Below are 26,702 nucleotides of genomic sequence, written 5' to 3' on the forward strand. Positions count from 1 at the left end.
AAAAATTAATTTAAATATATTATTTAGAGCAATAAATAAAAGGAGATGTAGTTATGAAGAAGAATTCTTTATTAATACATGGGGGTATAAGTATAGATGAAAAAACTGGGGCAGTAAATATTCCAATATATCAAACATCCACATACAAGCAAAGATCTTTTGGGGAGAATAGTGGATATGAATATTCAAGAACAGGAAACCCAACTAGGGAATCATTAGAAAAGTTAATTGCAGATATAGAATATGGAAAAAGAGGGTTTGCCTTTGCATCAGGTCTTGCAGCAATTACTGCAGTATTAAGTTTATTTAAAAGTGGAGATAAATTATTAATTACTAATAATCTTTACGGTGGAACATTTAGAGTAATTGATAAGATATTCTCTAACTTTGGTATAGGATATGAAATAATTGATGACTTTACAAATATTGAAGAAAAAATTGACGATAGTGTTAAAGCTATTTATATAGAAACACCTACAAACCCTCTGTTAGATGTTATAGATATAAAAATAGCATCAGATAGAGCTAAAAAGTATAATTTATTAACAATAGTAGATAACACATTTATGACTCCATATTTTCAAAATCCATTAAATCTTGGGGCAGATATAGTTATTCATTCAGCAACTAAATATCTTGGGGGGCACAGTGATTTAGTTGCTGGGCTTGTAGTTGTGAAAGATGAAGAGCTTGGAGAGAAAATACACTTTATACAAAACTCTACTGGTGGAATACTTCAACCTTTTGATAGCTTCTTACTAATAAGAGGAATCAAAACTTTATCAGTAAGAATGGATAGACATGAATTAAATGCTAATTTTATAGCTGAAAAGTTAGGTGATTTAGAGGGGATAGAGAATGTATATTATCCAGGACTTAAAACTCATATTGGACATGATATACAAAAGAAACAAGCTTCAGGCTTTGGAGGAATAATCTCTTTCACTTTAAATAAGAAATATAATTATGAGAAGTTCTTTAATAGTTTAGAACTTATAACCTTTGGGGAAAGCTTAGGTGGAGTAGAATCTTTGGCATGTCACCCAGCTTCTATGACTCATGCAGCTATGCCATTAGAACTTAGAGAACGTATAGGAATAACAGATAGGTTAATAAGAATTTCAGTTGGTATAGAAGATAAAGAGGATATTTTAGAAGATATACAACAAGCTTTAGTAAAGGCTGGTGATAAAAATGAAATATTATAATGATATAAGAGATTTAATAGGAAATACTCCAATATTAAAACTAAATAATATAAGTACCAAAGAAGGAGTAAATATTTATGCCAAAATAGAAGGTACTAGTCCAGGGGGAAGTTGTAAAGATAGAGTTGGAATATATATGGTAGAAAAAGCTGAGAAAGAAGGAAAACTTAAATCTGGAAGCACTATTATAGAGGCTACGGCTGGAAATACAGGCATTGGAATAGCTTTGGCAGCTATTAATAAAGGTTATAAAATAATATTTATAGTTCCTAATAAATTTTCTATAGAGAAGCAAAAGATAATGAAAGCTTTAGGTGCTGAAATAATAAATACTCCTAAAGAAGAGGGGATGGAAGGTGCTATAAATTTAGCAAATTCATTATTAAGTGAGATTCCTAATTCATTATCATTAAATCAATTTAAAAATGAGGCAAATCCATTAGCTCATTACGAGACTACTGGTAGAGAATTATATGATGGATTAGATGGACAAATTGATTATTTTGTTGCTGGAGCAGGAAGCGGAGGAACAATTTCTGGTGTATTAAAATTCTTAAAAGAAAATATTTCAGAAGTAAAAGGAATATTAGCTGATCCAGTAGGTTCTATTATTGGTGGTGGACAATGTGGAACTTATAAAATAGAAGGAATAGGAAACAATTTTATTCCAGAAACTATGGATATGAGCTTAGTAGATGATGTTATAAAAGTAAATGATGAGGAAGCTTTTGATGCGGTAAAATTATTAGCTAAAAAAGAAGGATTAATAGTTGGTTCCTCTTCAGGAGCGGCATTTGCAGCAGTATTAAAATTAGCTGAGAAGATAGAGGAGGGCAATATAGTAACAATATTTCCAGATAGAGGAGATAGGTATTTTAGTACAGATCTTTTTTAATAGATATTAAAGAAAATAGAATTTTAAATTGTTTAATAAAATAAGTAAAAATATAAACAGAATAGTTCGAAGGAGATGTGTTAAGTGGTTAAAGTTGAAAGTTTTGAATTAGATCATACAAAGGTTAAGGCACCATATGTAAGAAAAGCAGGAATAAAGATTGGACCTAAAGGAGATATAGTTTCAAAGTTTGATTTGAGATTTGTACAACCTAATAAAGAACTTTTAAGTGATAAGGGAATGCATACATTAGAACATTTTTTAGCAGGTTTTATGAGAGAAAAATTAGATGATGTAATAGACATATCACCAATGGGATGCAAAACAGGTTTTTATTTAACTAGTTTTGGAGATATTAATGTTAAAGATATTATAGAGGCTTTAGAGTATTCACTATCTAAGGTTTTAGAGCAAGAAGAAATACCAGCAGCAAATGAATTACAATGTGGAAGTGCAAAGTTACATTCACTAGAGTTAGCTAAGAGTCATGCAAAACAGGTTTTAGAAAATGGAATAAGTGATAAATTTTATGTAGAGTAAACATAATATTTTTAAATTTAAAGGGCTATATTAAAACTACTAAATTGTTTTGATATAGCCTTTTAAAAATGTTAGAATCTTCTATAAGTAAAAAATTAATTATTTAAGTAATTACTATTTATAATCTAAAGTTATTTATTATTATTTATGTTACATATAGTTTTTTATAATTAAGTTGAAATGTTTTAAGTTTTTTACTAAAGAAATAAAAGCTATTTTGCCTTTAAGATGATAAAAGAGTAAAAAGGTAAATTTTAAATTAATTAATTATGTAATACAATAAATATGTATTTTATATAGTAAGCAAAATATATTATAAGGGAAAAGAGACTTAAGAAGGTGATTAACATGTGGTTTAAGAAATTATATGTAGGAACTATAGATTTATTATCAGCCATTGTGGAAAAGATAGCTAAATGCAATTTAGCATGTAAAATTTATAAAGCAGTCTTTCAATTGGGAGTTTTTCCAAAGCCGAAGAACTTTGATAAGATAGTTAGTAACCTAGTAATAGAGAAAGATATAGCTTATGAATCATCAATTTTAGAGGGGAATAAGTTAGATGTATATTATCCTAAGAATCTTAATAAAAAGGCGCCAATATTAATGTGGATACATGGTGGGGGATATATAGCTAATAGTAAGGAGACTGTTAAGAATTATATGATGACATTGGCTAATAAAGGCTTTGTCGTATTTAATATAGATTATGCCTTAGCTCCAAAATATAAATATCCAAGTCAAATACTTCAATGTAATGAAGCTTTAAAATATGTCTTTGAAAATGCAGAAAAGTTTAATGGGGATAGAGAGAATATTTTTATTGGAGGAGATTCTGCTGGGGCTCAGATGGCAAGCCAGTTAGCTGCAATTATAAGCAATGAGGAAATATCTAATAAAATGAATTTAAAACCAAGTATAACAAATAAGTTTTTAAGGGGAGTAATATTATTTTGTGGATTATATAATATGGATTCTCTAAGGGCAACTAAATTTCCAGGTATAAAAACTTATATGGAAGCATTAACTGGGGAGAGCAATTTTGAAAATTATGAAAGAATAGATGAACTAGCTACTATTAAATATATAACTCCTAATTATCCAAGTACCTTTATAACTGTGGGAGATATTGACCCCTTTGTAGATCAAGGAAAAGAGTTAGCATCTTCTTTAAGAGCTTTAGGAGTAAAGGTTGTTTCAAGATTTTTTGAAAATAAAGGACTTTGGCATGAATATCAATTTAAATTTTCAGTTAAAGAAGCTAGAAAAACCTTTAAAAGTGTAATTGAATTTTTAAATGATAATAGTAAAAGTATGAATTAAGTTTGCTTTTAATATAGATTTAAATTTTAATTAGGATGGAGATAAAAAGGAGGCTTACCTTATAGCATTTTATGTGCTATAAGGTAAGCCTCTTTTTATTATATGAATACTAAAAGATAATTTTATTGAAAGTTACTTTTATGTTTATTTAAGCATCATATGAGAAATAACTAATTTATATAGTAGCTTATGCTACTTTTTTATATTTAAGTATGATACATAAATTATATTTTAAAATCTTAAAGTTTATTTTTAAGTTTTACACTATGTTATTAACCGCATGAAATAGCGTATAATTACACTAGAGCTTAGTATATTTACTTTATTTCATAGTCTATTTATAAGAGTTATAGAACTATATATTAAACTATAGCTTAGTATCTTTAGTTTCCAGAACTTTCGTAAGATGAAACCCCTTTAAGCCATATTCTGTATGATACAATTATTGATAAAATACCTACTATTAAAGTTAGTATAACTCCCATGAAGAAGCTTTCCTTACCAATGAGATATGTTCCAGGGTAGTATCCTGTAAAAGCAAAGGGAATTATAAAGGTTAATAAAAATTTTATAGCACCAGGGTAAATACTTATAGGATACTTAGAGAAATCACTTAATCCATAGGCCATTTGAACATGTCTAAAGCTTGTCTTAGTCCAAAAGGCTATGGAGGCTGTAGCAAGCTTAACTCCTGTATAGATTAAGGTTCCTCCCATAATAGCAATTATAAAGCCTATAATCCAAAGGGGAGTAATATTTACACTAAGCTTTATTGCAGAATAAACCACAAGAATAAATCCAACTACAAGTTCTCCAAAACCATCAGGTTGAAATCTTTCAGCTATTACTTGAAATAGTGGGTTTAAAGGTCTTAATAAATATCTATCAAACTCTCCACGAACTATGCTTCTACCAGAAAAAATCCATAAATAATCAGTAAATATGTGATCAATTCCCCTTGGAATTTGAGAAAATCCATATATAAAGATTATTTCGTAAAAACTCCATCCAGAAAGGGTGGGTACATTATTAAATATAAGAGAAATAAAAATTATAGAGGTAGCTTGAACTAGAAAAAATCCTAAAATACCATATATGAAATCCTCTTTATATTCAAGTAATGTCTTTAGGTATTGCTTCAAAAATTGCACATATATTCTAGCGTATCTTTTCATAATTCTAACCTCCTTGAATAGTTAATTTATCAATTACTTTATTCCACATAATTTTAGATAATACCATAAGAATTACTACCCATATAAGTTGTAATCCAAGGGATTTAGCTATTTGAGCGTAACTTAATTTGTTAAGATAAATCATAGCTGGAGTATATATAATTGAACTAAAAGGTAAAAAGTTAAATAACTTTTGAACTATTTCAGGGAAGAATGTAAGGGGGATCATTGCCCCTGAAACAAGCATTATAATAGCTCTAGCAATTTGACTTATTCCCCATATGTTATAAAACTTAAAAGATAGTAGTCCAAAAATATAAGAGTAATAAATATTGATTAAACATCCTAAAATAATACTAATTGAAAATATTAATATTGAAGCTAAGTTAATATTTATTCCATTTAATATTGCGTAGGTGCTAATTAAAATTGCGCCAGGCAAAAATAGTGTTAAAAAGAAAAATATAAAGTTTCCTATGCCTATAAAGATTATTCTAAGTCTATAATTTATAGGTTTAATCAGGTTTGTAGAAATTGATCCATCTCTAACCTCAAAGGATATCTCTTGGCTTATATCATTACTGGTAACTATTCCGATTAAAAGTGTAATCATAACATAAGTAAGCATTTCCTTTAGGGTAAATCCATTCATAATTCCTTCTTGAGAGCTACTGTAAATAGCTATCCAAAGAAAATAAGTAACACTTATCATAATTAATTGTCCTATTAGCCCCATAAGTAGATTGGCTTTATAAGATGAAAGAGCTTTAAAAGTACCCTTAGCAAAGGAACTATAAACTCGTATTGTTTTAAAGAAATCCATAGCTACACCTCATTTCTATAGATTTTCTTAATAATATCTTCAATGCTACTTTCTTTTAATAAGAAATCTAAAACATCAACTCTTTCAATAACCTTTGAAATAATTTTAGAAGATGTTATTTTGTTTTTATTAAAGGTTATAATAAGCTTTCCAGATTCAATATGTTCACTTAAATCATCACTAGAGAAGGTTTCAATAGGTATATTACTTTCAGATTTTAAAATTTCCTTAATGTTTAGTAAGGTTTTAAAATCTTTCTTACTTTGAATTTCTAAGGTTGTCATATAACCATATTTTTTCTTAATGTCATCTAAGCTTCCATCATATATCTTAGTACCTTTGTCTATGATAATTATTCTTTTACATAATTCCTCAATATCACTTAAATCGTGAGTAGTTAGTATGACAGTTGTTCCAAATTCTTTATTTATTTCTTTTATGGCTGTCCTTACTTTTTCTTTTACAACTACATCAAGTCCAATGGTAGGCTCGTCTAGATATAGTATTTTAGGATTATGTATCAAAGAGGCAGCTAAATCTCCTCTCATCCTTTGTCCAAGAGAAAGAGTTCTAACAGGTCTTGTCATGAATTCTTCTAAATCTAAAACCTTATTTAAGAAGTTCATGTTTTTTTCATATACTTCATCTGGAATAGAGTAAATGTCTTTTAATATTGTAAAGGTCTCAGATAGAGCTAAGTCCCACCAAAGTTGAGTCCTTTGACCAAAAACAACACCAATATCTTTAGCATTTTTTTCTCTTTCCTTATAGGGAACTCGTCCATTTACTAACACCTGACCAGAGGATGGGGTTAGTATTCCTGTCATCATTTTAATGGTTGTGGATTTACCAGCACCATTAGAGCCTATATAACCTACGATTTCTCCACTTTTAATTTCAAAGGAAATATTTGATACTGCTGTTTTTGAATCAAAATCACTAGAAAAAAGCGATTTAAAGGCTCCTTTAAGTCCACTTTCTTTTTTACGAATCTTAAATTCCTTAGTTAAATTTTCAACTTTTATCAAAAAATCACCTCCTAAAAAGTTCTCAATAATTCCCCTTAGTATATTGATTAAAAGCAAAATATTTTTCATTTGAATACGATTAACCAATGATACTTATTATATTTTAGTTCTTTTTCAATAAAATTACAATTGAAATTTAAAGAGATTTAAATAGAAATACACTATGATTTAGATATTGTATTTTTAATTATATACCTGAGTAAATAGATAAGAATTATGGTATAATAAATAAAATAATAATATCTTAATAATTAGAAAATAATAATATTACATAAAAATAATAAATCAACATGAATAGGAGGATATAATAATGAAATTGGATAGAAAAGATATTATAGATATTTTTAATTTTAGATTTGCTACAAAGGAATTTACAGGAGAAATAATACCTAAAGAGGATATGGAGATGATTGCAGAAACAGCTAGATTATCTCCAAGTTCATTTGGACTAGAGCCTTGGAAGTTTCTTATTGTAGAAAATAAAGAATTAATTAAAGAAATTTCAGAAGTATCTTGGGGATTTCAAAGACAAGCTTCAACAACAAGTCATATTGTAATTGCTTTAACAAAGGCAGGAAGTGAAGTTAAATATGATTCAGATTATATTAGAAACCTTTGGATTAATACAAAAGGTGTTTCAGAAGAGTTTTTTGAAGGAATAAAAGATGTATTAAAAAACTTCCAAGTTGGAAAGTTAGAAGCTGATGAAACAAATGAAAAATTACTTGAATGGTCAAAAAGACAAACTTATATAGCATTAGGGAATATGATGACAGCAGCTGCTATGAGAGAAATAGATTCATGTGCTATTGAGGGATTTGATAAAGAAAAGGTAGAAGAAATATTAGCTAAAAAAGGGATTTTAGATAAAGAAAAATATGAATTAACATATTTAATAGCCTTTGGATATAGGAAAGAAGATCCTAACAGAAAGAAATCAAGACTTCCAAAAAGTGAAGTAATTCAATGGGTAGAATAAAGTATATAATTTTCTAAATTAAAATGAGCTGTATCAATATATATTAATAAAAAATATTTTGATACATGCTCTTTTTTTATGAAATAAATTTTCAAAAACAAAAATTATAGGAATAAAAGTGAAAAAAATATGAATAAAAATGGCTTGAAACATAGGTTGTAGGCATATTTGGAAAAACTAAGAACCATAAAATAGAAAAATATTTTCAAAAAGTATTGAAATTCTGTGGGAAAAGGATTACAATAAAAACATAAAGAAAATAATTTTCAGAAAAAGGTGATAAAATGTTAGACGTGGTAAAAGGAAATTTAATAGTTTCTTGCCAAGCTTTATCAGATGAACCTTTGCATAGTTCTTTTATTATGGGAAGGATGGCTATAGCAGCTAAGCAAGGTGGAGCAGCGGCCATAAGAGCACAAGGCGTTAATGATATTAATGAAATAAAAGAAGTTACTAAACTTCCTATCATTGGAATAATAAAAAGAAATTACGATGATTCAGAAATTTATATAACTCCAACTATGAAGGAAGTGGACGAGCTTTTAAAAACAGATTGTGAAATGATAGCATTAGATGCTACAAAGAGAAAAAGACCTAATGGTGAAAATGTAAAGGATTTAGTTGATGCTATTCACGCAAAAGGAAGATTAGCAATGGCTGATATATCAACTTTAGAAGAAGGTATTGAAGCAGAAAAATTAGGATTTGATTGTGTATCTACAACACTTTCAGGATATACACCATATTCTAAGCAAAGCAACAGTGTTGACTTTGAACTTTTAGAAGAGTTAGTAAAAACGGTAAAAATTCCAGTTATTTGTGAGGGAAGAATAAACACTCCAGAAGAACTAAAGAAAGCACTTGATTTAGGTGCATATTCAGCAGTGGTTGGAGGGGCTATAACAAGACCACAACAAATAACTAAGAGATTTACTGATATTTTAAAATAAATCAAATATTTAAAGGATTTTGGGAGGAGAAAAACAATGAAAGGTATTTATTCAGCATTATTAGTTTCATTTGACAAGGATGGAAACATCAATGAGAAAGGTTTAAGAGAAATAATCAGACACAATATTGATGTATGTAAAATAGACGGGCTTTATGTAGGCGGAAGTACTGGAGAAAACTTCATGCTTTCAACTGATGAAAAGAAAAGAATATTTGAAATTGCTATGGACGAAGCAAAAGGACAAGTTAAATTAATAGCTCAAGTAGGATCAGTTAATTTAAAAGAAGCTGTAGAGTTAGCTAAATTTACTACAGATTTAGGATATGATGCAATCTCAGCAGTTACACCATTCTACTATAAATTCGATTTTAATGAAATAAAACATTACTATGAAACAATAATAAATTCTGTTGACAATAAACTTATAATTTACTCAATTCCTTTCTTAACAGGAGTAAATATGTCAATAGAGCAATTTGCTGAACTTTTTGAAAACGATAAGATTATCGGTGTTAAATTCACAGCAGCAGACTTCTACTTATTAGAACGTATGAGAAAAGCATTCCCAGATAAATTAATATTTGCTGGATTCGATGAAATGATGTTACCAGCTACAGTACTTGGTGTTGATGGAGCTATAGGATCAACATTCAACGTAAACGGTGTTAGAGCAAGACAAATCTTTGAAGCTGCTCAAAAAGGTGACATTGAAACTGCTTTAGAAGTTCAACATGTAACTAATGATTTAATAACTGATATCTTAAATAATGGTCTTTACCAAACAATAAAATTAATTCTTCAAGAGCAAGGTGTTGATGCAGGATATTGTAGACAACCTATGAAAGAAGCTACTGAAGAAATGATTGCAAAAGCTAAGGAAATTAATAAAAAATATTTCTAAGAATTAAAAGTTTTAAAGTATAGTGAGTTTTTAAGAGAAATGAAATAGTAGGCTAACTTAAAAAAGTTAGCCTACATAAAAAATTAAAGAGGGGAGAATTGGTATGCAAGGGTTTACGAAGTTTGATTTAGTTGTACTAGTTGTTTACTTAGGAGCTGTTCTTTACGCAGGGTTAAAGTTCTCTAAGAAGGAAATGAAAGGTAAAGAGTTCTTCAGAGGTGACGGAACTATCCCTTGGTGGGTTACTTCAGTTTCTATATTTGCAACTTTATTAAGTCCAATTTCATTCTTATCACTAGCTGGTAACTCTTATAAGGGAACTTGGATAATGTGGTTTGCTCAACTTGGTATGTTTGTAGCAGTACCTCTTACAATAAGATATTTCTTACCAGTTTATAGTAGACTAGATATAGATACAGCTTACGAATATCTAGAAATAAGATATAAAGATAAAGGGCTTAGAATTCTTGGAGCTATAATGTTCATTATTTATCAAATAGGACGTATGGCAATCATAATGTATTTACCATCAATGGTATTAGCAAATCTTACAGGAATAAATGTTTATTTACTTATAGTAGCAATGGGCGTAATAGCAATAATTTACTCATACACAGGTGGATTAAAGTCAGTTTTATGGACAGACTTCATTCAAGGTTGTGTACTTATAGCAGGTATCGTTTTTTCATTAATATTCTTAATTTCAACAATCAATGGTGGATTTGGAGCTATTATGCATGAATTAACTGAAGGAGGAAAATTCCTATCTTCACAAGAGCCAATATTCAATGCAAATATATTTAAAACAAGTGTATTCCTATTAATAGTTGGGGGAGGATTAAATACTTTCTCATCATATATCTCAAGTCAGGATATAGTGCAAAGGTTTACTACTACTACAGATATAAAACAATTAAAGAAAATGACTTATGGTAACTTAGTATTATCATTATTTGTAGCAACTGTATTCTATTTAATAGGAACAGCTTTATATGTTTTCTATAATCAAAATCCACAGTTATTACAAACTGCTCAACAAGACCAAATTTTTGCATCATATATAGCATTCCAATTACCAGTTGGTATAACAGGTATAGTTTTAGCAGCTATATATGCAGCAGCTCAATCAACACTTTCAACTGGATTAAACTCAGTTGCAACAAGCTGGACTTTAGATATCCAAAACTTTATAACAAAAGATATGTCAATGGAAAAGCAAACAAAAGTTGCTCAATATATATCATTAGGTGTTGGTATAGCTTCAATAATTATGGCAGTAATCCTTGCAAATGGTGGAGTAAACTCAGCTTACGAATGGTTTAACGGATTTATGGGACTTGTTCTTGGAGTTTTAGCAGGAATCTTCGTATTAGGAATATTCTTCAAAAAAGCTACAAAAGCAGGTGCATATGCTGGATTTATAGCATCAGCAATAGCTGTTGTAGTATGTAAATATGGCGGATTCGATGTAAGTATCTGGTCATACTCAATCATATCAATAGGTGTTTCAGTTATAGTTGGAATGATAGTTTCACTAATGACTCAATCTCAATTAGTTGATAAGAAAACTTTAAATGAAGCAACAGTTTACTACAATGAAAGTGAAATAGCTAATAGTTAATATAAATAAAAAATAATGTTTAATTAGAGTAAGTGTTGATTTTTAGATAGATTTAAAATTATCTGAAGATCAGCACTACTTTAAAATTGAATGTTTTAGAGGTGAATGAAATGATATTCGGCAATTTAATAAACTTAGAAAGTTATGATTATCTACCAAAACTTGTTAAGGAAGCTTTACTACATGCAAAAAATAATAATGTAATAGAGTTTGAACCAGGTACTCATGAAATAAAAGGCGAAGAGTTGTTCTTTAATAGAGTTAATTACACTACAAAAAATAAGGAAGATCGTTTTTGGGAAGGTCATAAAAAATATATAGATGTTCATGTGGTTTTTAGTGGAAGAGAAAGAATAGATCTTAACTTTAAAGAAAATTTAGAGTTTAAAGAGTTTGTTGAAAAAGATGATTTCTTATCTTTTGATGGCAAAGAAAATTCTACAGTTGTTTTAGAAGAAGGAGATTTCCTTATCTGTTATCCAGAAGATATACACATGACTTGTTTAAAGGCTGATAATGAGCCTTCAGATGTAAAGAAAGCTATTTATAAAGTAATTTTATAGTATTTTATTTTATGAGGTTGTATCAAAGCTTAAAGTAATAAACCGAGGAGCTAGAATTATTTAGGTTTGTAATTTTTATTTTAAGTTATTTTTGATGCAACCTTTATTGTTTATAATAGACTTAGAGAATAATAATTTTATTAGAGGTGATATGTATGGGTTTATTTGCAGTTATAGATATAGGCGGAACTAGTATAAAATACGGAGTTATAAATGAAGATGGAACATTATTAGAGACTAATGATAGAGACACTGAAGCGTATAAAGGTGGACTTAGTATAATAGATAAAGTTAAAGATATAATTCATGAGATTAAGATTAATAATGACATAAGTGGAATATGTGTATCAACAGCAGGAATGGTATGTCCTAAAGAAGGTAAAATAGTTTATGCTGGTCCAACAATACCTAATTATACTGGTGTTGAAGTTAAGAAAATATTAGAAGAAGAGTTTAATTTGCCTTGTTTCGTTGAAAATGACGTAAACTGTGCAGCTTTAGGAGAATTCTTTGGGGGTGCTGGTAAAGGAACTCATTCAATGGCTTGTTTGACTATAGGAACAGGTATTGGAGGAGCTTTAATAATAGATGGTAAAGTACTACATGGTTTTAGCAATTCAGCTGGAGAAATTGGATATATGATGGTTAATGGAGAGAATATTCAAGATATTGCATCAGCAAGTGCTTTAGTTAAAAATGTAGCACTTAGAAAAGGCGTTGAACCTAGTAGTATAGATGGAAGATATGTATTAGATAACTATGAAAATGGTGATTTAATATGCAAGGAGGAAGTTGAAAAATTAGCTGATAATCTAGCTTTAGGAATTTCAAATATTGTTTATTTAATAAATCCTGAAGTGGTAGTTTTAGGTGGAGGAATAATGGCTAGAGAAGAGGTGTTTAGACCTTTAATAGAAAATAGCTTAAGAAAATACTTAATAGAATCAGTTTATAATAACACTAAAATAGCCTTTGCAAAGCTTAAAAATACTGCAGGAATGAAGGGCGCTTATTATAACTTTAAAGAGAATTTTAATAAGTAGTTATCTTTTGTAATTTTACTTGAAATAAAGGACAATAATATAATTTATATAAATTATGGAGCTTATATGACAAGAATGATATACTTAAAATATTATATTTGACTTAGTTTTAGAGTGTTTTAAATTATTTATAAGTATTTAATATAACCATAGAATTGAGTCAAAATATTAAAACAGTAAGAGGTACTTTATGGGAATATTAGAACAATTAGAAAATCCAAAATTTAAAGCAACTAAGTCAGAAAAGACATTAATTGAATATATAAAGTCAGATTTAGACAATATTATATACAAATCAATATCTATAATAGCTAAGGAATCAGGAGTAGGAGAAGCTACCATAACAAGGTTTACTAAGAAGTTGGGGTTTAATGGATTCCAAGACTTTAAAGTTACTTTAGCAAAAGAGATTTCAAACAAAAAAAATACAAGTATTATAAACTTGCATGTTCATAGGGATGAGAGTGTAACAGAAACTGCAAATAAGATGTTAAAATCATCTATTAATATATTAGAGCAAACAGTTAAGCAGATTGATTTAGATTTAATGTGCAAATGCAGAGATTTAATAATGAATGCTAAGAGAGTTTATTTCATAGGTATAGGTTATTCAGGAATAGCTGCCACAGATATAAACTATAAATTCATGAGAATTGGATTTACAACAGTACCAGTAACTGATAGCCATACGATGGTTATTATGTCATCTATAACAAATGATGATGATGTAATAGTTGCTATTTCAAACTCAGGTACTACTAAAGAAGTAATAAAAACTGTAAAACAAGCTAAAGAAAATGGTACAAAGATAATAACTTTAACAGAAGATAGTGATAATCCATTAAGAAAGTTATCTGATTATGAATTGACATATACATCAGCTGAGACAATCTTTGAGACAGGATCAATATCATCAAAAATACCACAAATATTTTTATTAGATTTATTATATACAGAGGTAATTAAAGAAATGTTTAGTGAAGCTGTTGAAAAGAAAATCAAGACTACTAGTGCAATTCTTAATGATTAAAATTGTATCTTATTAAATAATTAAGAACTTAAAATAAGTTTGTAAGAGAGCTAGTATATTAGTAATATCTATAGTTTATAAGAGATACAAGGTTTTTTATTTAAAGTTAAATAAAAAGTTTAGTTTTATATTAATTAAAGTTAATTTAATAAAAAATAGGTCACAGTAATAAAGCTGTGACCTATTTTACTTTGTTCTTTTAGATAAAACTATATCAAAACAAGTTATTCCAAAAGCAAAGCCTAATGAGGAAGGTAACATTTTACTTAATTTTAAGTCTGGCAATGGTAATAAAAAATCACCAACTAAATTAAGCATCATGATTCCTATAAAAAACATTAAGAATTTAACTCCTTCTTTTTTTACCTCTTCAAAAGTAAAATGTTTAACTGTAAATAGGACTCTTACTAATATGTATAAAGGAATAAGTATTGCAAATATGGCGTAAGCTGTAACAAAATTAAGAACTGCATTGCTTGGAATATCCCTATATATTATGAAGAGTGTAACTATAGTCATAAAAATAAATAAGGAGTAAATGATTCCATCTAAAGTACGTACATTTCCTTTTTTCAATTTAATCCCCCCTGTTGTAATCTTTCCTATAATATGATTATACACAAAATTTTAACAATTAAATAGTTTAAGTGGATGACATGTGAGTTACAAAGACATTAAATTTACCTAAAATCTTTCTAAAGAAAAAATAAAGATACTAATTACTTTTATTAAAAAATTGGTTTATTAACATAAGAAGTAAATAAAATACATGTACTATTTGTTGGGAAACAATTACAATTTAGTTATAATATGAAAATGACTTTATGGGGGAAGGTTTATGAATAAGAACATTAGAAAGATTATTACATCTACAGTATTGGCAGCTATGACAATTAGTGTTTTACCATCAAATTTAGTTGTTTTTGCAACAGATGGTATTACAGAAAACTTTTATGAAATATATCCAAAGCCACAAGAAATAAGTTATAGTGGCGGAGAATTTCAAATAAGTGATGAAATAAATATTGTATATGATGATGGAATTGATACTTACACTAAAAAGCGGGTTGATGAAGTTTTAGAAGCTAGTAATTTAGAAGCCACTGTCTCAAATGAAATAGTGCCAGGAAAGACAAATTTTTTAGTAGGTATTAATGAATCAGGAGGAGTTGTTGATAATTATTTCAATAAAAATATTCCTCATGATGAGAGTTTTTTTGATGAAAAAATGGATGCCAATATAGTAAGTGTTAAGGATGGAGTAATTGGAGTAATTGCGGAGGATACAGATAGTGCTTTCTATGGAGTTACTACTTTAAAACATGTATTTAATCAGTTAGAAGAGGGAAATGAAATTAAGAATTTCAGAGCTGATGACTATGCAGAAGTTGCTCATAGGGGATTTATAGAAGGATATTATGGGAATCCTTGGTCTAATGAAGATAGGGCAGAACTTATGAAATTTGGTGGGGATTACAAACTAAATCAATATGTATTCGCACCTAAAGATGATCCTTATCATAATAGCAAGTGGAGAGATTTATATCCAGAAGAAAAATTATCTGAAATTAAGAAGTTAGCTCAGATGGGGAATGAGACTAAAAATAGATATGTATATGCCTTACATCCATTTATGAATAATCCAGTTAGGTTTGATACTGAAGAAAATTATCAAAATGATTTAGGAGTAATAAAGGCAAAGTTTACTCAACTTTTAGAGAATGATGTTAGACAGTTTGCTATTTTAGCTGATGATGCTTCAGCACCGGCTCAAGGTGCTAGTATGTATGTTAAGCTTCTTACAGATTTAACAAGATGGTTAGAAGAACAACAATCAACTTATCCAGATTTAAAAACCGATTTAATGTTCTGTCCATCAGATTACTATGGAAATGGAAGTTCTGCACAATTAAAAGAGTTAAATAAAGCTGAAGATAATGTAAGTATAGTTATGACTGGAGGTAGAATTTGGGGAGAAGTAGATGAAAATTTTGCAAATAATTTCATGAATAATATTTCTACTGAGGGTCACCCAGGAAGAGCTCCATTCTTCTGGATTAACTGGCCTTGTTCAGATAACTCTAAACAACATTTAATAATGGGAGGAAATGATACATTCTTACATCCAGGAGTTGATCCAAGTAAGATAGATGGTATAGTTTTAAACCCAATGCAACAAGCAGAAGCTAATAAGTCAGCTTTATTCGCTATAGCAGATTATGCTTGGAATATATGGGACAATAAAGAAGAAGCCGATGAAAACTGGAATGATTCATTTAAGTATATGGATCATGGAACTGCTGAGGAAACAAATTCTTCACTTGCTTTAAGAGAAATAAGCAAGCATATGATAAATCAAAATATGGACGGAAGGGTTAGACCTCTACAAGAGTCTGTTGAATTAGCACCAAAATTAGAGGCCTTTAAGCAAAAGTACGATAGTGGGGCAAGTATTAAAGAAGATGCTTTAGAATTAATAGAAGAATTTACAAACCTTCAAAAGGCTGCGGAGTATTATAAAAATAATCCAGGAAATGAGAGAACAAGAGATCAAATAATTTATTGGTTAAATTGCTGGGAAGATACTATGGATGCTGCTATTGGATATTTAAAATCAGCAATTGCAATAGAAGAAGGAGACGATGAAGCTGCTTGGGCTAATTATTCAGAAGCACAAAGTGCCTTTGAAAAATCAAAAACTTATGGTTTCCATTATGTAGACCATACTGAGTATGCAGAGGTTGGAGTTCAACATATCGTTCCATTTATAAAGAGTATGGGTCAAAACTTATCAGTTGTTATAGGCTCTATTGTTGATCCAAATAGAATAATAGCAACTTATATAAGTAATAGACAAGATGCCCCAACAGGAAATCCTGACAATATTTTTGATAATAATGCTAGTACTGAATTAGTTTATAAAAATCCAAATAGAATAGATGTTGGAACTTATGTAGGAGTTAAATATAGTAATCCTATAACTTTAAATAATGTTGAATTCTTAATGGGAGCAAATTCAAATCCTAACGATACAATGCAAAAGGCTAAGATTCAATATACAGTTGACGGAAGAGAATGGATTGATTTAGAAGAGGGTGTTGAATATACAATGCCTGGAGCTATAAAAGTAGAAAATTTAGATTTAAAGGTTAGAGGAGTTCGTTTAATAGCTACAGAGGCAAGAGAGAATACTTGGCTCGGGGTTAGAGATATTAATGTAAATAAGAAAGAGGATTCAAACTCAGGTGTAGAGTTTAATCCAAGTTTAATAAGAAGTGAATCTTGGCAAGTTTATGAAGGAAATGAAGCTAATCTTTTAGATGGAGATGATAATACTGGTGTATGGTATAAAACTCTTAATGGGGATACATCTTTAGCAGGAGAATTTATAGGTTTAGATTTAGGAAAAGAAATAAAACTTGATGGAATTAGATTTGTAATAGGTAAAAATGGAGGAGGAAGCTCTGATAAATGGAATAAGTTCAAACTAGAATATTCATTAGATAATGAAAGTTGGACAACTATAAAAGAATATGATAAAACAGGTGCTCCAGCAGGAAAAGATGTTATAGAAGAATCCTTTGAAACGCCTATTTCAGCTAAATATATAAGACTTACTAATATGGAAAATATCAATAAGTGGCTTACTTTCTCAGAATTTGCAATAGTTAGTGATGAATTAGAAAGTGCGGGAAATAAAGAGAATGTATATACAAATACAGAATTAGATTTATTATCTTTAGCTAAAGAAGATGTAACTAAGTTGATACCTATAGATGACTTAAGCTTAAATCATGGAGAATATATTGGGGTTAAATTAAATCGTATTAAAGATTTAAGTAATATTAATCTTGAAATTTCAAATGACACAGGCTTAAAACTTCAAAGCTCTATGAATGGTGTTGAGTGGACTGAGATAACAGATAAAAATACATTAGAAGATGGCAGATACGTAAGGCTAATTAATACAAGTAATGAAGCTGTTAATTTTAATTTAACTAAGTTTGAAGTTAATTCAAATGAAGTTTATGAACCATCATTAGTAGATGCTTATGTTGGAGATGATGGAGCTAAAAAAGCTGTAGATGGAGATTTAAAAACAAGAGTTAAATTCCTAGGTGCACCTAGTACAGGTGATACTATAGTCTATGATTTAGGACAAGAAATTCTTGTGGATAATTTAAAATATGTTGTATTAGATACTGAAGTTGACCATGTAAGAGATGGTAAAATTCAATTATCTTTAGATGGAGAAACTTGGACAGACGCTATTAATATTGGAGATGGAGTAGAAAATGGAGTAGATGATATGTTCTCTACACCATTAAAAAATGGATATAAACATGGAAACCAATCAGGTGGAATAGTTCCAATAGATAGTGCTTATGTTGAAGGAGATAATTTAAATCAAAAGGCTAGATATGTAAGAATATTATTTACTGCACCATATAGACATCGTTGGACAGTTATAAATGAACTTATGATAAACAATGGAGAATATATCCCTACAGTTAATGATCCAACTTATATTTCAAATCCAATTGAGGAAAGAGGCTTTGCTCCAAGTAATTTAAGAGATGGAAATTTAACAACTTCATATAAGCCTAATACCAATAATGGTGAAATTTCTGAAGGTAGTATAACTTATCGCTTATCAGAAAAAACAGATGTTAGAAAGGTTACAATAGTTCAAAGTGGAAGTTCAATTTCAAATGCTAAGGTTATGGCTAGAGTTGGTGATGGCAGTGAAAATGTAACTGATCAATGGATTCAATTAGGAACATTAAGTAATAGTTTAAATGAATTTATTAATCGTGATTACAACAATATCTATGAGATAAAAATTGAATGGACAGATGTTGCACCAAATATTTATGAAATAATAACTTTAAACCAAGAGTTTGAATTCCCAGTAAATGATTCCTTAAAGGCAAAATATGATGAGCTTATAAATCTAAGTGGAGATGAATACACTTTAAGTAGCTTTGAAACTTTAAAAGAAGCATTAAACGAAGCTAGGAATATTTTAGATGATTCTAATTCATCTCAAAAGAAAATAGATAAGGCTTTAGAAAATCTAAATAAAGCAGAAGAAAGATTAGCTTTAAGGGCAACTGATTTTGAAGATTTCAATAAAGTTTTAACTCTAGGAAACTCTTTAGTTGAAGGAGAATATACAGCTGAGTCATGGGCTTTATTTAGTGAAGTTTTAGAAGCAGCTAATGAAGCTAACAAAAATAAAGCTGATTACACTCAAGATCAAATAAATCAAATAGTAATTGACTTAGATGCTTCAATAAAAGCTTTAGTAAAGGAAACACCAGAGGTTGATAAGACAAATTTAGGTGAATTAATAAATCAAGGTAAATCTTTACTAGAGGAAGCTGTAGAAGGATTTAATGTTGGTGAATACCATAAAGGCGCTAAGGATGGATTAACAGTTGAAATTAATAAGGCTGAAGAAGTATTTAACAAGGAAGATGCTACTGAAGAAGAAATAAATTCATCTAAGGAATCTTTAGAGGGTGCAATAGCAAGATTTAACTCTTTATTAATAGAAGAAAGTACAGGAGACTTTAATGGCAATGGAAAGATTGATATAGGAGACTTAGCAATGGTATCTAAAAACTTTGGAAGTACTAACACTTCTCTTGATTTAAATAAAGATGGATCTATTGATGAATATGAGATAAGTTTTATAAATCATAGAATACTAAATTAAGATAATTTAATAAGAATAAATTAGATTTATAATTTTTTAGGAATCATAAAGATACTTAAAATCAAATTTGAAATACTAAGAATTTTAAAGATTAGTATTTTAAAATGATTATTTGTATCTAATATGATTCCTTTTAATTTAAAACATAACTTAATAAAAATTTTTTTTGAAATATTATTAGAGTCAGATTAATTTAAGATAAGTTCTAAGCTTAAATTTATATGATAAACAGATAAGTTTCTTAATAATTAATATTTTATAATAATCTATGAACAAGAGTATATGTTTAAAAATTACCGAAAGCCTTATATATAGCATATTTTCTAAAGAAATCTATAGAGTTTAATTGTAAATGCAATGCATATGCTATATAATGTTAAAGTATTGTAAAATTAAATATTTAGAAATAGGTTAAATAGTTACATTTGTAACTATATATTAAAAGGGAAGTTGGGTTTAAATCCCACGCGGTCCCGCCGCTGTAATAGAGGAGCTTTTTGTACTTTAAGCCACTGGAATATAATATTTTGGGAAGGCCACAAAAAGTGATGATACTTAAGCCAGAAGACCTGCCTATTTTTAAAACATCAAGATCCTACGGGAAATAGGAGGTGTTGTGCTTTGGTAAGTTATATTTTTTTAGAATTTTTATAACCTCTAGACGCAATGTCTAGGGGTTTTTTATTTCTAAGACTAAAGTTCTGATTTAACTAGAAATTAAAGTTATTCATATTTAGATTAAGTGTTATAAAGGGAAATATTTTTAGTACATATTGTTTTATTTAATGCGGAAATAGTTAAATCAAATTTTATCTTAAAATAAAAAGATGATAAATGGGAATACAAAATAAAAATATAATTTAAGGAGTAGAATTATTATGTCAAAAAAGAATCAAGTATTTATAGGATTTTTATTAATGTTCTTATTAATACCAAGAAGTGTTTCAGCTATGCATATCATGGAAGGATTTTTACAACCTAAATGGTGTATAGCATGGGGAGTTATAACTATACCATTTATAGTATTAGGATTATTCTCTATTAAGAATAAGGTTGGAAATAATCCAAGACTAAAGATTTTATTAGCTATGGCAGGAGCTTATGCTTTTGTTCTTTCAGCATTAAAGCTTCCATCAGTTACAGGTAGTTGCTCACATCCTACAGGAGTTGGTCTTGCAGCAATATTATTTGGACCTACAGCAGCATCAGTTTTAGGACTTATCGTACTTTTATTCCAAGCATTACTTTTAGCTCATGGTGGTCTTACTACTCTTGGAGCTAATACTTTTTCAATGGCTGTAGTTGGGCCTTTAGTATCATACGGACTTTATAAATTAGTAAAAAAACTTAATGGACCAACATGGTTAGGTGTATTTTTAGCATCTGCTCTTGGAGATTTAGCAACTTACATGGTTACTTCAGTTCAATTAGGACTAGCCTTCCCAGCAGAGGTTGGAGGAGTTATGGCATCAGTTATGAAATTCATGGGTATATTTGCTGTTACTCAAGTTCCTCTAGCTATAAGTGAAGGAATATTAACAGTCATAATCTTTAATACAATAGAAAATTATGCAAAAGAAGATTTAATGGAACTTAACATTTTTTCAAAGGGGGTAAAATAATGAAAAATAAAAGAGTGTTAACTAATGTGATATTACTATTATTAGTTGTATTTATTACAATAATACCTTTCTTTGTAGCTAAAAATGGAGAGTTTGGTGGATCTGATGATCAAGCAGAAGAAGCAATAACACAAATTGATGAAAACTATGAACCATGGTTCTCACCATTATTTGAACCAGCTAGTGGAGAAATAGAAAGTTTATTATTTGCTCTTCAAGCTGCAATAGGTGCAGGGGTAATTGGCTTTGGATTAGGATATCTAAAAGGCAAAAAGAAAGTGAACGACGAAGTAAATGATAAACATAGATAAATATGCTTATGCATCTAAGTTAAAAAATATTAATCCAGCGGAAAAGATGTTTTTTGCCTTAATTACTTTGTGCGTTTGTCTTTGGGCAAATAATTTTATTGTTTCTATGCTTATAATAAGTATTATGACTTTTTTAATAACAAAAGTAGGAAGAACAAAAATAAGAGTTTTTATAAAGTTAATGATGGTACCAATAGCTTTTTTAATAATTGGTATCCTAACAATTGTTGTGAGTTATTCATTAAAACAGGATACATTTTTAGTATCATTTAAACTTTTTAATGGATGGATTGGAGTTTCAAAAAGTGGAATTATTCAAGGACTTAATATGTTCCTTAAGGTAATGGGATCTTTAAGTTGCTTATACTTTATATCCTTAACCACTCCAATGATAGATGTAATATCAGTTTTAGCTAAGCTTAAAGTACCAAGTTTTTTAATTGAGTTAATAAGCTTAGTGTACAGATTTATATTTATAATTTTAGAAACTTCAGAAATGATGTTTATATCGCAAAATTCAAGACTTGGATATAGAGATATAAAAACATCATATAAATCCTTAGGTGCTCTTGCATCAACACTATTTATACGTTCATTTAAGAGAGCTAATGATTTATATACTGCCTTAGAAGCCAGAGGATATAATGGAGAACTTAAAGTTCTAGAAGAACAGGTTCAAAAAAGAAATTACATTTACATTATAACTATAATAATTAATCTTATTTTTATAGGAATAGCTATATTTATTAAGTAGAGTAGGAGGATTTTATGGAAGACTATATATTAAAAGTAGAAGAGCTTAATTATAATTATTCAGATGGAACTCATGCTCTAAAAGGTATAAATATGAATATAAAAAGAGGAGAGGTTACGGCTATATTAGGTGGAAATGGTGTTGGAAAATCAACTTTGTTTCAAAACTTTAATGGTATATTAAAGCCTTCTTCAGGAAGAATACTTTTTGACAATAAACCTATAGATTATTCAAGAAAAGGAATAATGAAGCTTAGAGAATCTATAGGAATTGTTTTTCAGGATCCTGACAACCAACTTTTCTCAGCAAGTGTTTACCAAGATGTTTCCTTTGGTGCTGTTAATATGAAACTACCAGAAGATGAAATAAGAAAAAGAGTAGATAATGCATTAAAAAGAACGGGTATAGAACACTTAAAAGATAAGCCAACTCATTGTTTAAGCTTTGGTCAAAAGAAAAGAGTAGCTATTGCAGGGGTACTAGTTATGGAGCCAAAAGTTTTAATACTAGATGAACCAACGGCAGGTTTAGATCCGATGGGCGTTTCAGAGATAATGAAATTATTAGTAGAAATGCAAAAGGAGCTTGGAATAACAATAATAATAGCAACTCACGATATAGATATTGTTCCTTTATATTGTGATAATGTTTTTGTTATGAAAGAAGGAAGAGTAATATTACAAGGAAATCCTAAAGAGGTATTCGCTGAAAAAGAAGTTATAAGAAAAGTTAACTTAAGATTACCTAGAATCGGACATCTTATGGAGATTTTAAAAGAGAAGGATGGATTTGTATTTGATGAGTTAGATTTAACTATTGGACAGGCTAGAAAGACAATAAATTCTTGGAAAAACAAAATTTTTAATGATTAATATTTAAGTTAGATTAAATTAAGCAAGAAAGGCTTATACCAAATTGATTTGGTATAGGCCTTTTATTAATTTATAATAGTATTTTAGTATAAGAATAATTATATAAAAATTTATTTTTTTAAAAGTTCATACTAATTTTATATAGATTTTAATATTGTAAAGAAAATGTTTTAAAATTTTAAACTAAAAGTGTATTTTTTTTACAAAAACAAGTGGCTTTTTGAGATAAAGAATTTTTTATAGGACAAAAATATGGTTTTTATTGGTAAAATATGAAATATAATTAAAAAGATAAAAGAGCAATTTAATATTTTATTAATAAGTTATGGTTAAAAAAGGATAAATAGTATAAAAACTCATAATAAATTAATAAATATTCATGGTCGAATTTTGTAATTCTAAAATTATTTACTAATTAGTTAAATAATTTTAGAATATAGTTAAAGGATGATTTATTATCTTAAGTTATGGTTTCTCTTTAAATATAAATGATTTTAATAAATTATCTAAGTAATTAAAATTTTATAGGTAAGAAATATGATGTTTTAATAGGAGATGATATTAAAGATTAAAAAGGGAGAGTATGATAAAATGTTTACAAATGAGTTAAAAGATTTATTAGCAGGTTTATATCAGAAATATGGATGTACTCAAGAGGTTCTTCAACTTAGCAATATAATTGATGAAATTATAGTTAAAGAGCAAAGAGAAAGACTAAAAGAATATTATAAATCAAGAAAAAATAATATCTAATTTCAAAAGTTATAAAGCATATAAATATTATTAACTCTAAATTATGAAAAACAATTGAATTATGATTATTACAATTAATTTTAAGGGCCTTAAGACTTGGATTTTGTTAACATATATTATAATAAAAAAATCTATATTACATTAGTAATATAGATTTTTTATTCATAATATGTATAATTAAACTTCTTTAAATTAATTAAAGTTTATTTAAATGACTTTATACTATTTAATCTATCTTCAAGTTTTTGTTCTGGAGATTTTTTGAAGTCATATCCATAAACGGCATTTTCAAAATCACCATAAGTTGGATTTGGAAGCACTATGTATTTTGTTCCAAAGAATTGAGCTTCTTTATCTACTATTTCTCTTCTTTGTTCATTAGACTTATTATCATATCCATCAGGGAAGTCACCTAAGTTATCTCCACAATAAATTGCAAGATTATAATTCTCTTTTATCTTATCCCATCTAGCATCTTTACTACTTGTATCTGTTTTTAAAAGTATATGATCCTTATCTGAATTTACAAAACCTAATTTTTGCATGTTTTTTATAGTTGCATCAAGTTCCTTTTCTTCACTTCTATTTGAAACGTAGAAAACTTCAAATCCTTTACTTTTAGCATAATCAGTAAAGTCTTTAGCTCCATCTATTGCAGCTGCATCAGCCATTTGTACCCACTCACCAAAGTTTTCCTTTGAGAATAATTCATTATGCTTTATTTCATACCCTGCATGAGGTGAATTATCTATTATTGTTTCATCAATATCTAAGGTAACTGCATATGGTTTAGCAGTAGGTTCTTTCACTAATTCATCAACATATCTCTTTCCAGAGTTGTATGCTTCATATCTTAAAGCCTTTACCTCTCCAGAATTTTGTTGCCATAAAGTTGCTAAAACATTTCCTTTAACAATCTCTTCCACTGCATTAGCCTTTGTTGTTTGTTCTAACTTAGAGATTTGTTTTGCTTCTTGGTTGTTTTCGTAAACTAAAGTACCTCCAGTTCCAACACCAATACCTATTATTGCTGATAATACAATTGCTGTAATTTTTGAGTTTCTCATAATCTCATCCTTTCATTTGTTACATAAAAATGTACAAAGTATTAAAATGGTTATCAATGTGTTAACGCTTTCATTATATTTTATGTTTCCATTAAAATCAAGTATTTAATTAATAATATATATCTTTTAATAATCAATAATTGATATGTAAAATTATTCTTATAGAAATTTAATTAATAATTATGTAAATAAAAAAAGATAGTCAAATGACTATCTTTTCTATTAAATATAATCCATTGGATTTACATGTTGTCCATTAATTCTTATTTCAAAATGAGCATGAGGGCCTGTACTATATCCTGTAGAACCAACTAAAGAAACTACTTGTCCTTGTTTTACTTTTTGACCTACAGAAACTTTTAATTGAGATGCGTGAGCATATAGAGTACTGAATCCACCACCGTGATCTATTATAACCATATTTCCGTAAGCAGGATGATATTCAGCAGCGGTTACAACCCCATCTTTAGCAGCTACAAATGGAGTTCCTGTTGAAGCTGCAAAGTCTACACCTGTATGAACTTTATACTGACCAGTTACAGGGTGAACTCTTGGACCATATGAACTAGTTATGGTAGAAGAAGCAACTGGTCTTATAAATCCACTTGATGAATTACTAGTTGGAGATGCTGTGCTTGGAGTTTTAGTAAAATATGATTGAATTTCCTTTTCAATTTCATCTTCCCTATCTGCTAATTCTTTAAGTTCAGCATTCTTTTCAGCTTCTAATTCCTCTAATTCGTTTAATTGAGATTTATAAGTATTTAATGTATTTTCATGTTCAGCCTTAACTTCATTAAGACTTTTTTCTTTAGAAAGAAGTTCGGCTTTTTTGCTAGCTAATGTAGATTTAGAAGTTTCAAGTTCAGCTTGTCTAACTTCAAGTTCATTTTTTAAAGCTTCAATCTCTTCAATAAGCTTATTATCTGTTTTAACAAGAGTTCTTATATTTGCTATATTAGAGAATAATTCTCCAAAGTTTTTAGACTCAAGAATCATATATAAAAACTTATCGTTTAAGTTAGATTTATATACGTTTCTAAGTCTTTCACCTAATATTTCTTGCTTTAACTCTTGTTCTTTTTTAGCTTTTTCAATTTCAGTAGTATTTTCTTCAATTGATTTTTCTACTTTACTTATTTCTGAATCAGTTGAAGAAATTTCATTATTTAAAGTTTTTATCTTCTCTTCATATTCAGTAACTTTTGCTTGAGCTGAATTAAGCTCAGCTTGTTTAGCGTCAATGCTATCTTTAATTTCATCGAGCTTTCCCTTTTTAATTTCTTTTTCTTCTGTAATTTGTTTTTTCTCCTCTTGTAATTTATTAACTTCGGGATTTGCTTTAGTTATTAATGGTGCTGAAAAAGCACTAATCATTAAAAAGCTACTCATAAACAAAGATACAATTTTAAGTTTGTTCATTTAATCACCTATCTTTAATATATTTTTCGAGAGTTTTATAGTAATTTCAACAAATTATACCTTAAAACCCTTAGTAATATCCACAAAAAAATTGAAAA

The 26,702-nt window shown here is 28.6% G+C and carries 23 protein-coding genes and 1 riboswitch; of the genes, 17 read left to right on the forward strand and 6 right to left on the reverse strand.

Translation table 11 applies throughout. From position 1 onward, the window contains the following. Positions 1-53 precede the first annotated feature (53 nt). From CPF_RS00860 to CPF_RS00875, 4 genes are all read left to right on the forward strand, one after another. Positions 54-1,208, forward strand: a complete 1,155-nt coding sequence (locus CPF_RS00860; RefSeq protein ID WP_011590094.1) for a trans-sulfuration enzyme family protein — start codon at positions 54-56, stop codon at positions 1,206-1,208. Next, positions 1,195-2,103 (forward strand): PLP-dependent cysteine synthase family protein, encoded by a 909-nt coding sequence (locus CPF_RS00865; protein ID WP_003467727.1) that lies wholly within the window; start codon positions 1,195-1,197, stop codon positions 2,101-2,103. The genes CPF_RS00860 and CPF_RS00865 overlap by 14 nt, the downstream gene beginning before the upstream one ends. 84 nt (positions 2,104-2,187) lie before the next feature. Then, positions 2,188-2,643 carry an S-ribosylhomocysteine lyase gene (locus CPF_RS00870; RefSeq protein WP_011590095.1) on the forward strand — a complete coding sequence of 152 codons (456 nt, stop codon included), beginning with the start codon at positions 2,188-2,190 and terminating at the stop codon, positions 2,641-2,643. A 348-nt stretch (positions 2,644-2,991) separates the two neighbouring features. Then, positions 2,992-3,966: an alpha/beta hydrolase gene (locus CPF_RS00875; RefSeq protein ID WP_003457505.1), complete on the forward strand. Its 975-nt coding sequence runs from the start codon at positions 2,992-2,994 to the stop codon at positions 3,964-3,966. 383 nt (positions 3,967-4,349) lie between these two features. Here CPF_RS00875 and CPF_RS00880 read toward each other — a convergent pair whose 3' ends face one another. Genes CPF_RS00880 through CPF_RS00890 form a run of 3 tightly spaced genes read right to left on the reverse strand, consistent with a single transcriptional unit; the run spans position 4,350 to position 6,992 of the window. After that, positions 4,350-5,141 (reverse strand): ABC transporter permease, encoded by a 792-nt coding sequence (locus tag CPF_RS00880; RefSeq protein ID WP_003457473.1) that lies wholly within the window; start codon positions 5,139-5,141, stop codon positions 4,350-4,352. 4 nt (positions 5,142-5,145) lie between these two features. Next, complete coding sequence (locus CPF_RS00885; protein ID WP_003457462.1) at positions 5,146-5,964, reverse strand: ABC transporter permease; 819 nt, start codon at positions 5,962-5,964, stop codon at positions 5,146-5,148. Between the two features lie 2 nt (positions 5,965-5,966). Next, the gene (locus CPF_RS00890; RefSeq protein ID WP_003457575.1) at positions 5,967-6,992 is read right to left on the reverse strand and encodes an ABC transporter ATP-binding protein; all 1,026 of its coding nucleotides are present in this window, start codon (positions 6,990-6,992) and stop codon (positions 5,967-5,969) included. Positions 6,993-7,302: 310 nt separating this feature from the next. Here CPF_RS00890 and CPF_RS00895 point away from each other — a divergent pair, with 310 nt between their 5' ends. The 7 genes from CPF_RS00895 (at position 7,303) to CPF_RS00925 (ending at position 14,081) form a co-directional block, all read left to right on the forward strand. Beyond that, positions 7,303-7,971 carry an NAD(P)H-dependent oxidoreductase gene (locus CPF_RS00895; protein ID WP_003457494.1) on the forward strand — a complete coding sequence of 223 codons (669 nt, stop codon included), beginning with the start codon at positions 7,303-7,305 and terminating at the stop codon, positions 7,969-7,971. Between the two features lie 284 nt (positions 7,972-8,255). Next, entirely contained in the window at positions 8,256-8,921 is a 666-nt protein-coding gene (locus CPF_RS00900; RefSeq protein WP_003452659.1) for an N-acetylmannosamine-6-phosphate 2-epimerase, read from the forward strand. A gap of 36 nt (positions 8,922-8,957) precedes the next feature. After that, the gene (locus CPF_RS00905; protein WP_003457546.1) at positions 8,958-9,824 is read left to right on the forward strand and encodes an N-acetylneuraminate lyase; all 867 of its coding nucleotides are present in this window, start codon (positions 8,958-8,960) and stop codon (positions 9,822-9,824) included. A 103-nt stretch (positions 9,825-9,927) separates the two neighbouring features. Beyond that, entirely contained in the window at positions 9,928-11,445 is a 1,518-nt protein-coding gene (locus CPF_RS00910) for a sodium:solute symporter (protein WP_003457485.1), read from the forward strand. Between the two features lie 110 nt (positions 11,446-11,555). Next, the gene (locus CPF_RS00915; RefSeq protein WP_003457506.1) at positions 11,556-12,008 is read left to right on the forward strand and encodes a YhcH/YjgK/YiaL family protein; all 453 of its coding nucleotides are present in this window, start codon (positions 11,556-11,558) and stop codon (positions 12,006-12,008) included. 155 nt (positions 12,009-12,163) lie between these two features. Next, entirely contained in the window at positions 12,164-13,051 is an 888-nt protein-coding gene (locus tag CPF_RS00920; protein WP_003457583.1) for an ROK family protein, read from the forward strand. 190 nt (positions 13,052-13,241) lie between these two features. Further along, on the forward strand, positions 13,242-14,081 hold the full coding sequence (locus CPF_RS00925; protein ID WP_003457572.1) for a MurR/RpiR family transcriptional regulator: 840 nt from the start codon (positions 13,242-13,244) through the stop codon (positions 14,079-14,081). A 186-nt stretch (positions 14,082-14,267) separates the two neighbouring features. Here CPF_RS00925 and CPF_RS00930 read toward each other — a convergent pair whose 3' ends face one another. Next, a complete protein-coding gene (locus tag CPF_RS00930) occupies positions 14,268-14,657 on the reverse strand; it encodes a hypothetical protein (protein WP_003479965.1) in 390 nt (129 codons plus the stop codon). A 262-nt stretch (positions 14,658-14,919) separates the two neighbouring features. Between CPF_RS00930 and nagH the strand changes: the two genes are divergently transcribed. The 6 genes from nagH to CPF_RS00960 all read left to right on the forward strand — a co-directional run bounded on the left by nagH (position 14,920) and on the right by CPF_RS00960 (position 24,115). Beyond that, positions 14,920-19,803 (forward strand): hyaluronoglucosaminidase, encoded by a 4,884-nt coding sequence (nagH, locus tag CPF_RS00935; RefSeq protein ID WP_011590096.1) that lies wholly within the window; start codon positions 14,920-14,922, stop codon positions 19,801-19,803. A gap of 391 nt (positions 19,804-20,194) precedes the next feature. Further along, a riboswitch (cobalamin riboswitch) is annotated at positions 20,195-20,395 on the forward strand. A gap of 286 nt (positions 20,396-20,681) precedes the next feature. Then, positions 20,682-21,425 carry an energy-coupling factor ABC transporter permease gene (locus CPF_RS00940; RefSeq protein WP_003457455.1) on the forward strand — a complete coding sequence of 248 codons (744 nt, stop codon included), beginning with the start codon at positions 20,682-20,684 and terminating at the stop codon, positions 21,423-21,425. Then, positions 21,425-21,736, forward strand: a complete 312-nt coding sequence (locus CPF_RS00945) for an energy-coupling factor ABC transporter substrate-binding protein (protein WP_003452599.1) — start codon at positions 21,425-21,427, stop codon at positions 21,734-21,736. Before CPF_RS00940 ends, CPF_RS00945 begins: the two co-directional genes overlap by 1 nt. After that, a complete protein-coding gene (gene cbiQ / locus CPF_RS00950) occupies positions 21,720-22,490 on the forward strand; it encodes a cobalt ECF transporter T component CbiQ (protein WP_003457600.1) in 771 nt (256 codons plus the stop codon). The genes CPF_RS00945 and cbiQ overlap by 17 nt, the downstream gene beginning before the upstream one ends. Positions 22,491-22,504: 14 nt before the next feature. Continuing rightward, complete coding sequence (locus CPF_RS00955; RefSeq protein ID WP_003457507.1) at positions 22,505-23,362, forward strand: ATP-binding cassette domain-containing protein; 858 nt, start codon at positions 22,505-22,507, stop codon at positions 23,360-23,362. 555 nt (positions 23,363-23,917) lie between these two features. Further along, the gene (locus CPF_RS00960) at positions 23,918-24,115 is read left to right on the forward strand and encodes a hypothetical protein (protein WP_003457595.1); all 198 of its coding nucleotides are present in this window, start codon (positions 23,918-23,920) and stop codon (positions 24,113-24,115) included. Between the two features lie 203 nt (positions 24,116-24,318). On the opposite strand, the gene CPF_RS00965 is transcribed toward CPF_RS00960, so the two are convergent. Further along, complete coding sequence (locus CPF_RS00965; RefSeq protein ID WP_003457483.1) at positions 24,319-25,182, reverse strand: 5'-nucleotidase, lipoprotein e(P4) family; 864 nt, start codon at positions 25,180-25,182, stop codon at positions 24,319-24,321. Positions 25,183-25,404: 222 nt separating this feature from the next. Beyond that, positions 25,405-26,604 carry a murein hydrolase activator EnvC family protein gene (locus CPF_RS00970; protein WP_011590097.1) on the reverse strand — a complete coding sequence of 400 codons (1,200 nt, stop codon included), beginning with the start codon at positions 26,602-26,604 and terminating at the stop codon, positions 25,405-25,407. Positions 26,605-26,702 lie beyond the last annotated feature (98 nt).

It is taken from the genome of Clostridium perfringens ATCC 13124, assembly GCF_000013285.1.
GTDB classification, from domain to species: Bacteria; Bacillota; Clostridia; order Clostridiales; family Clostridiaceae; genus Sarcina; species Sarcina perfringens.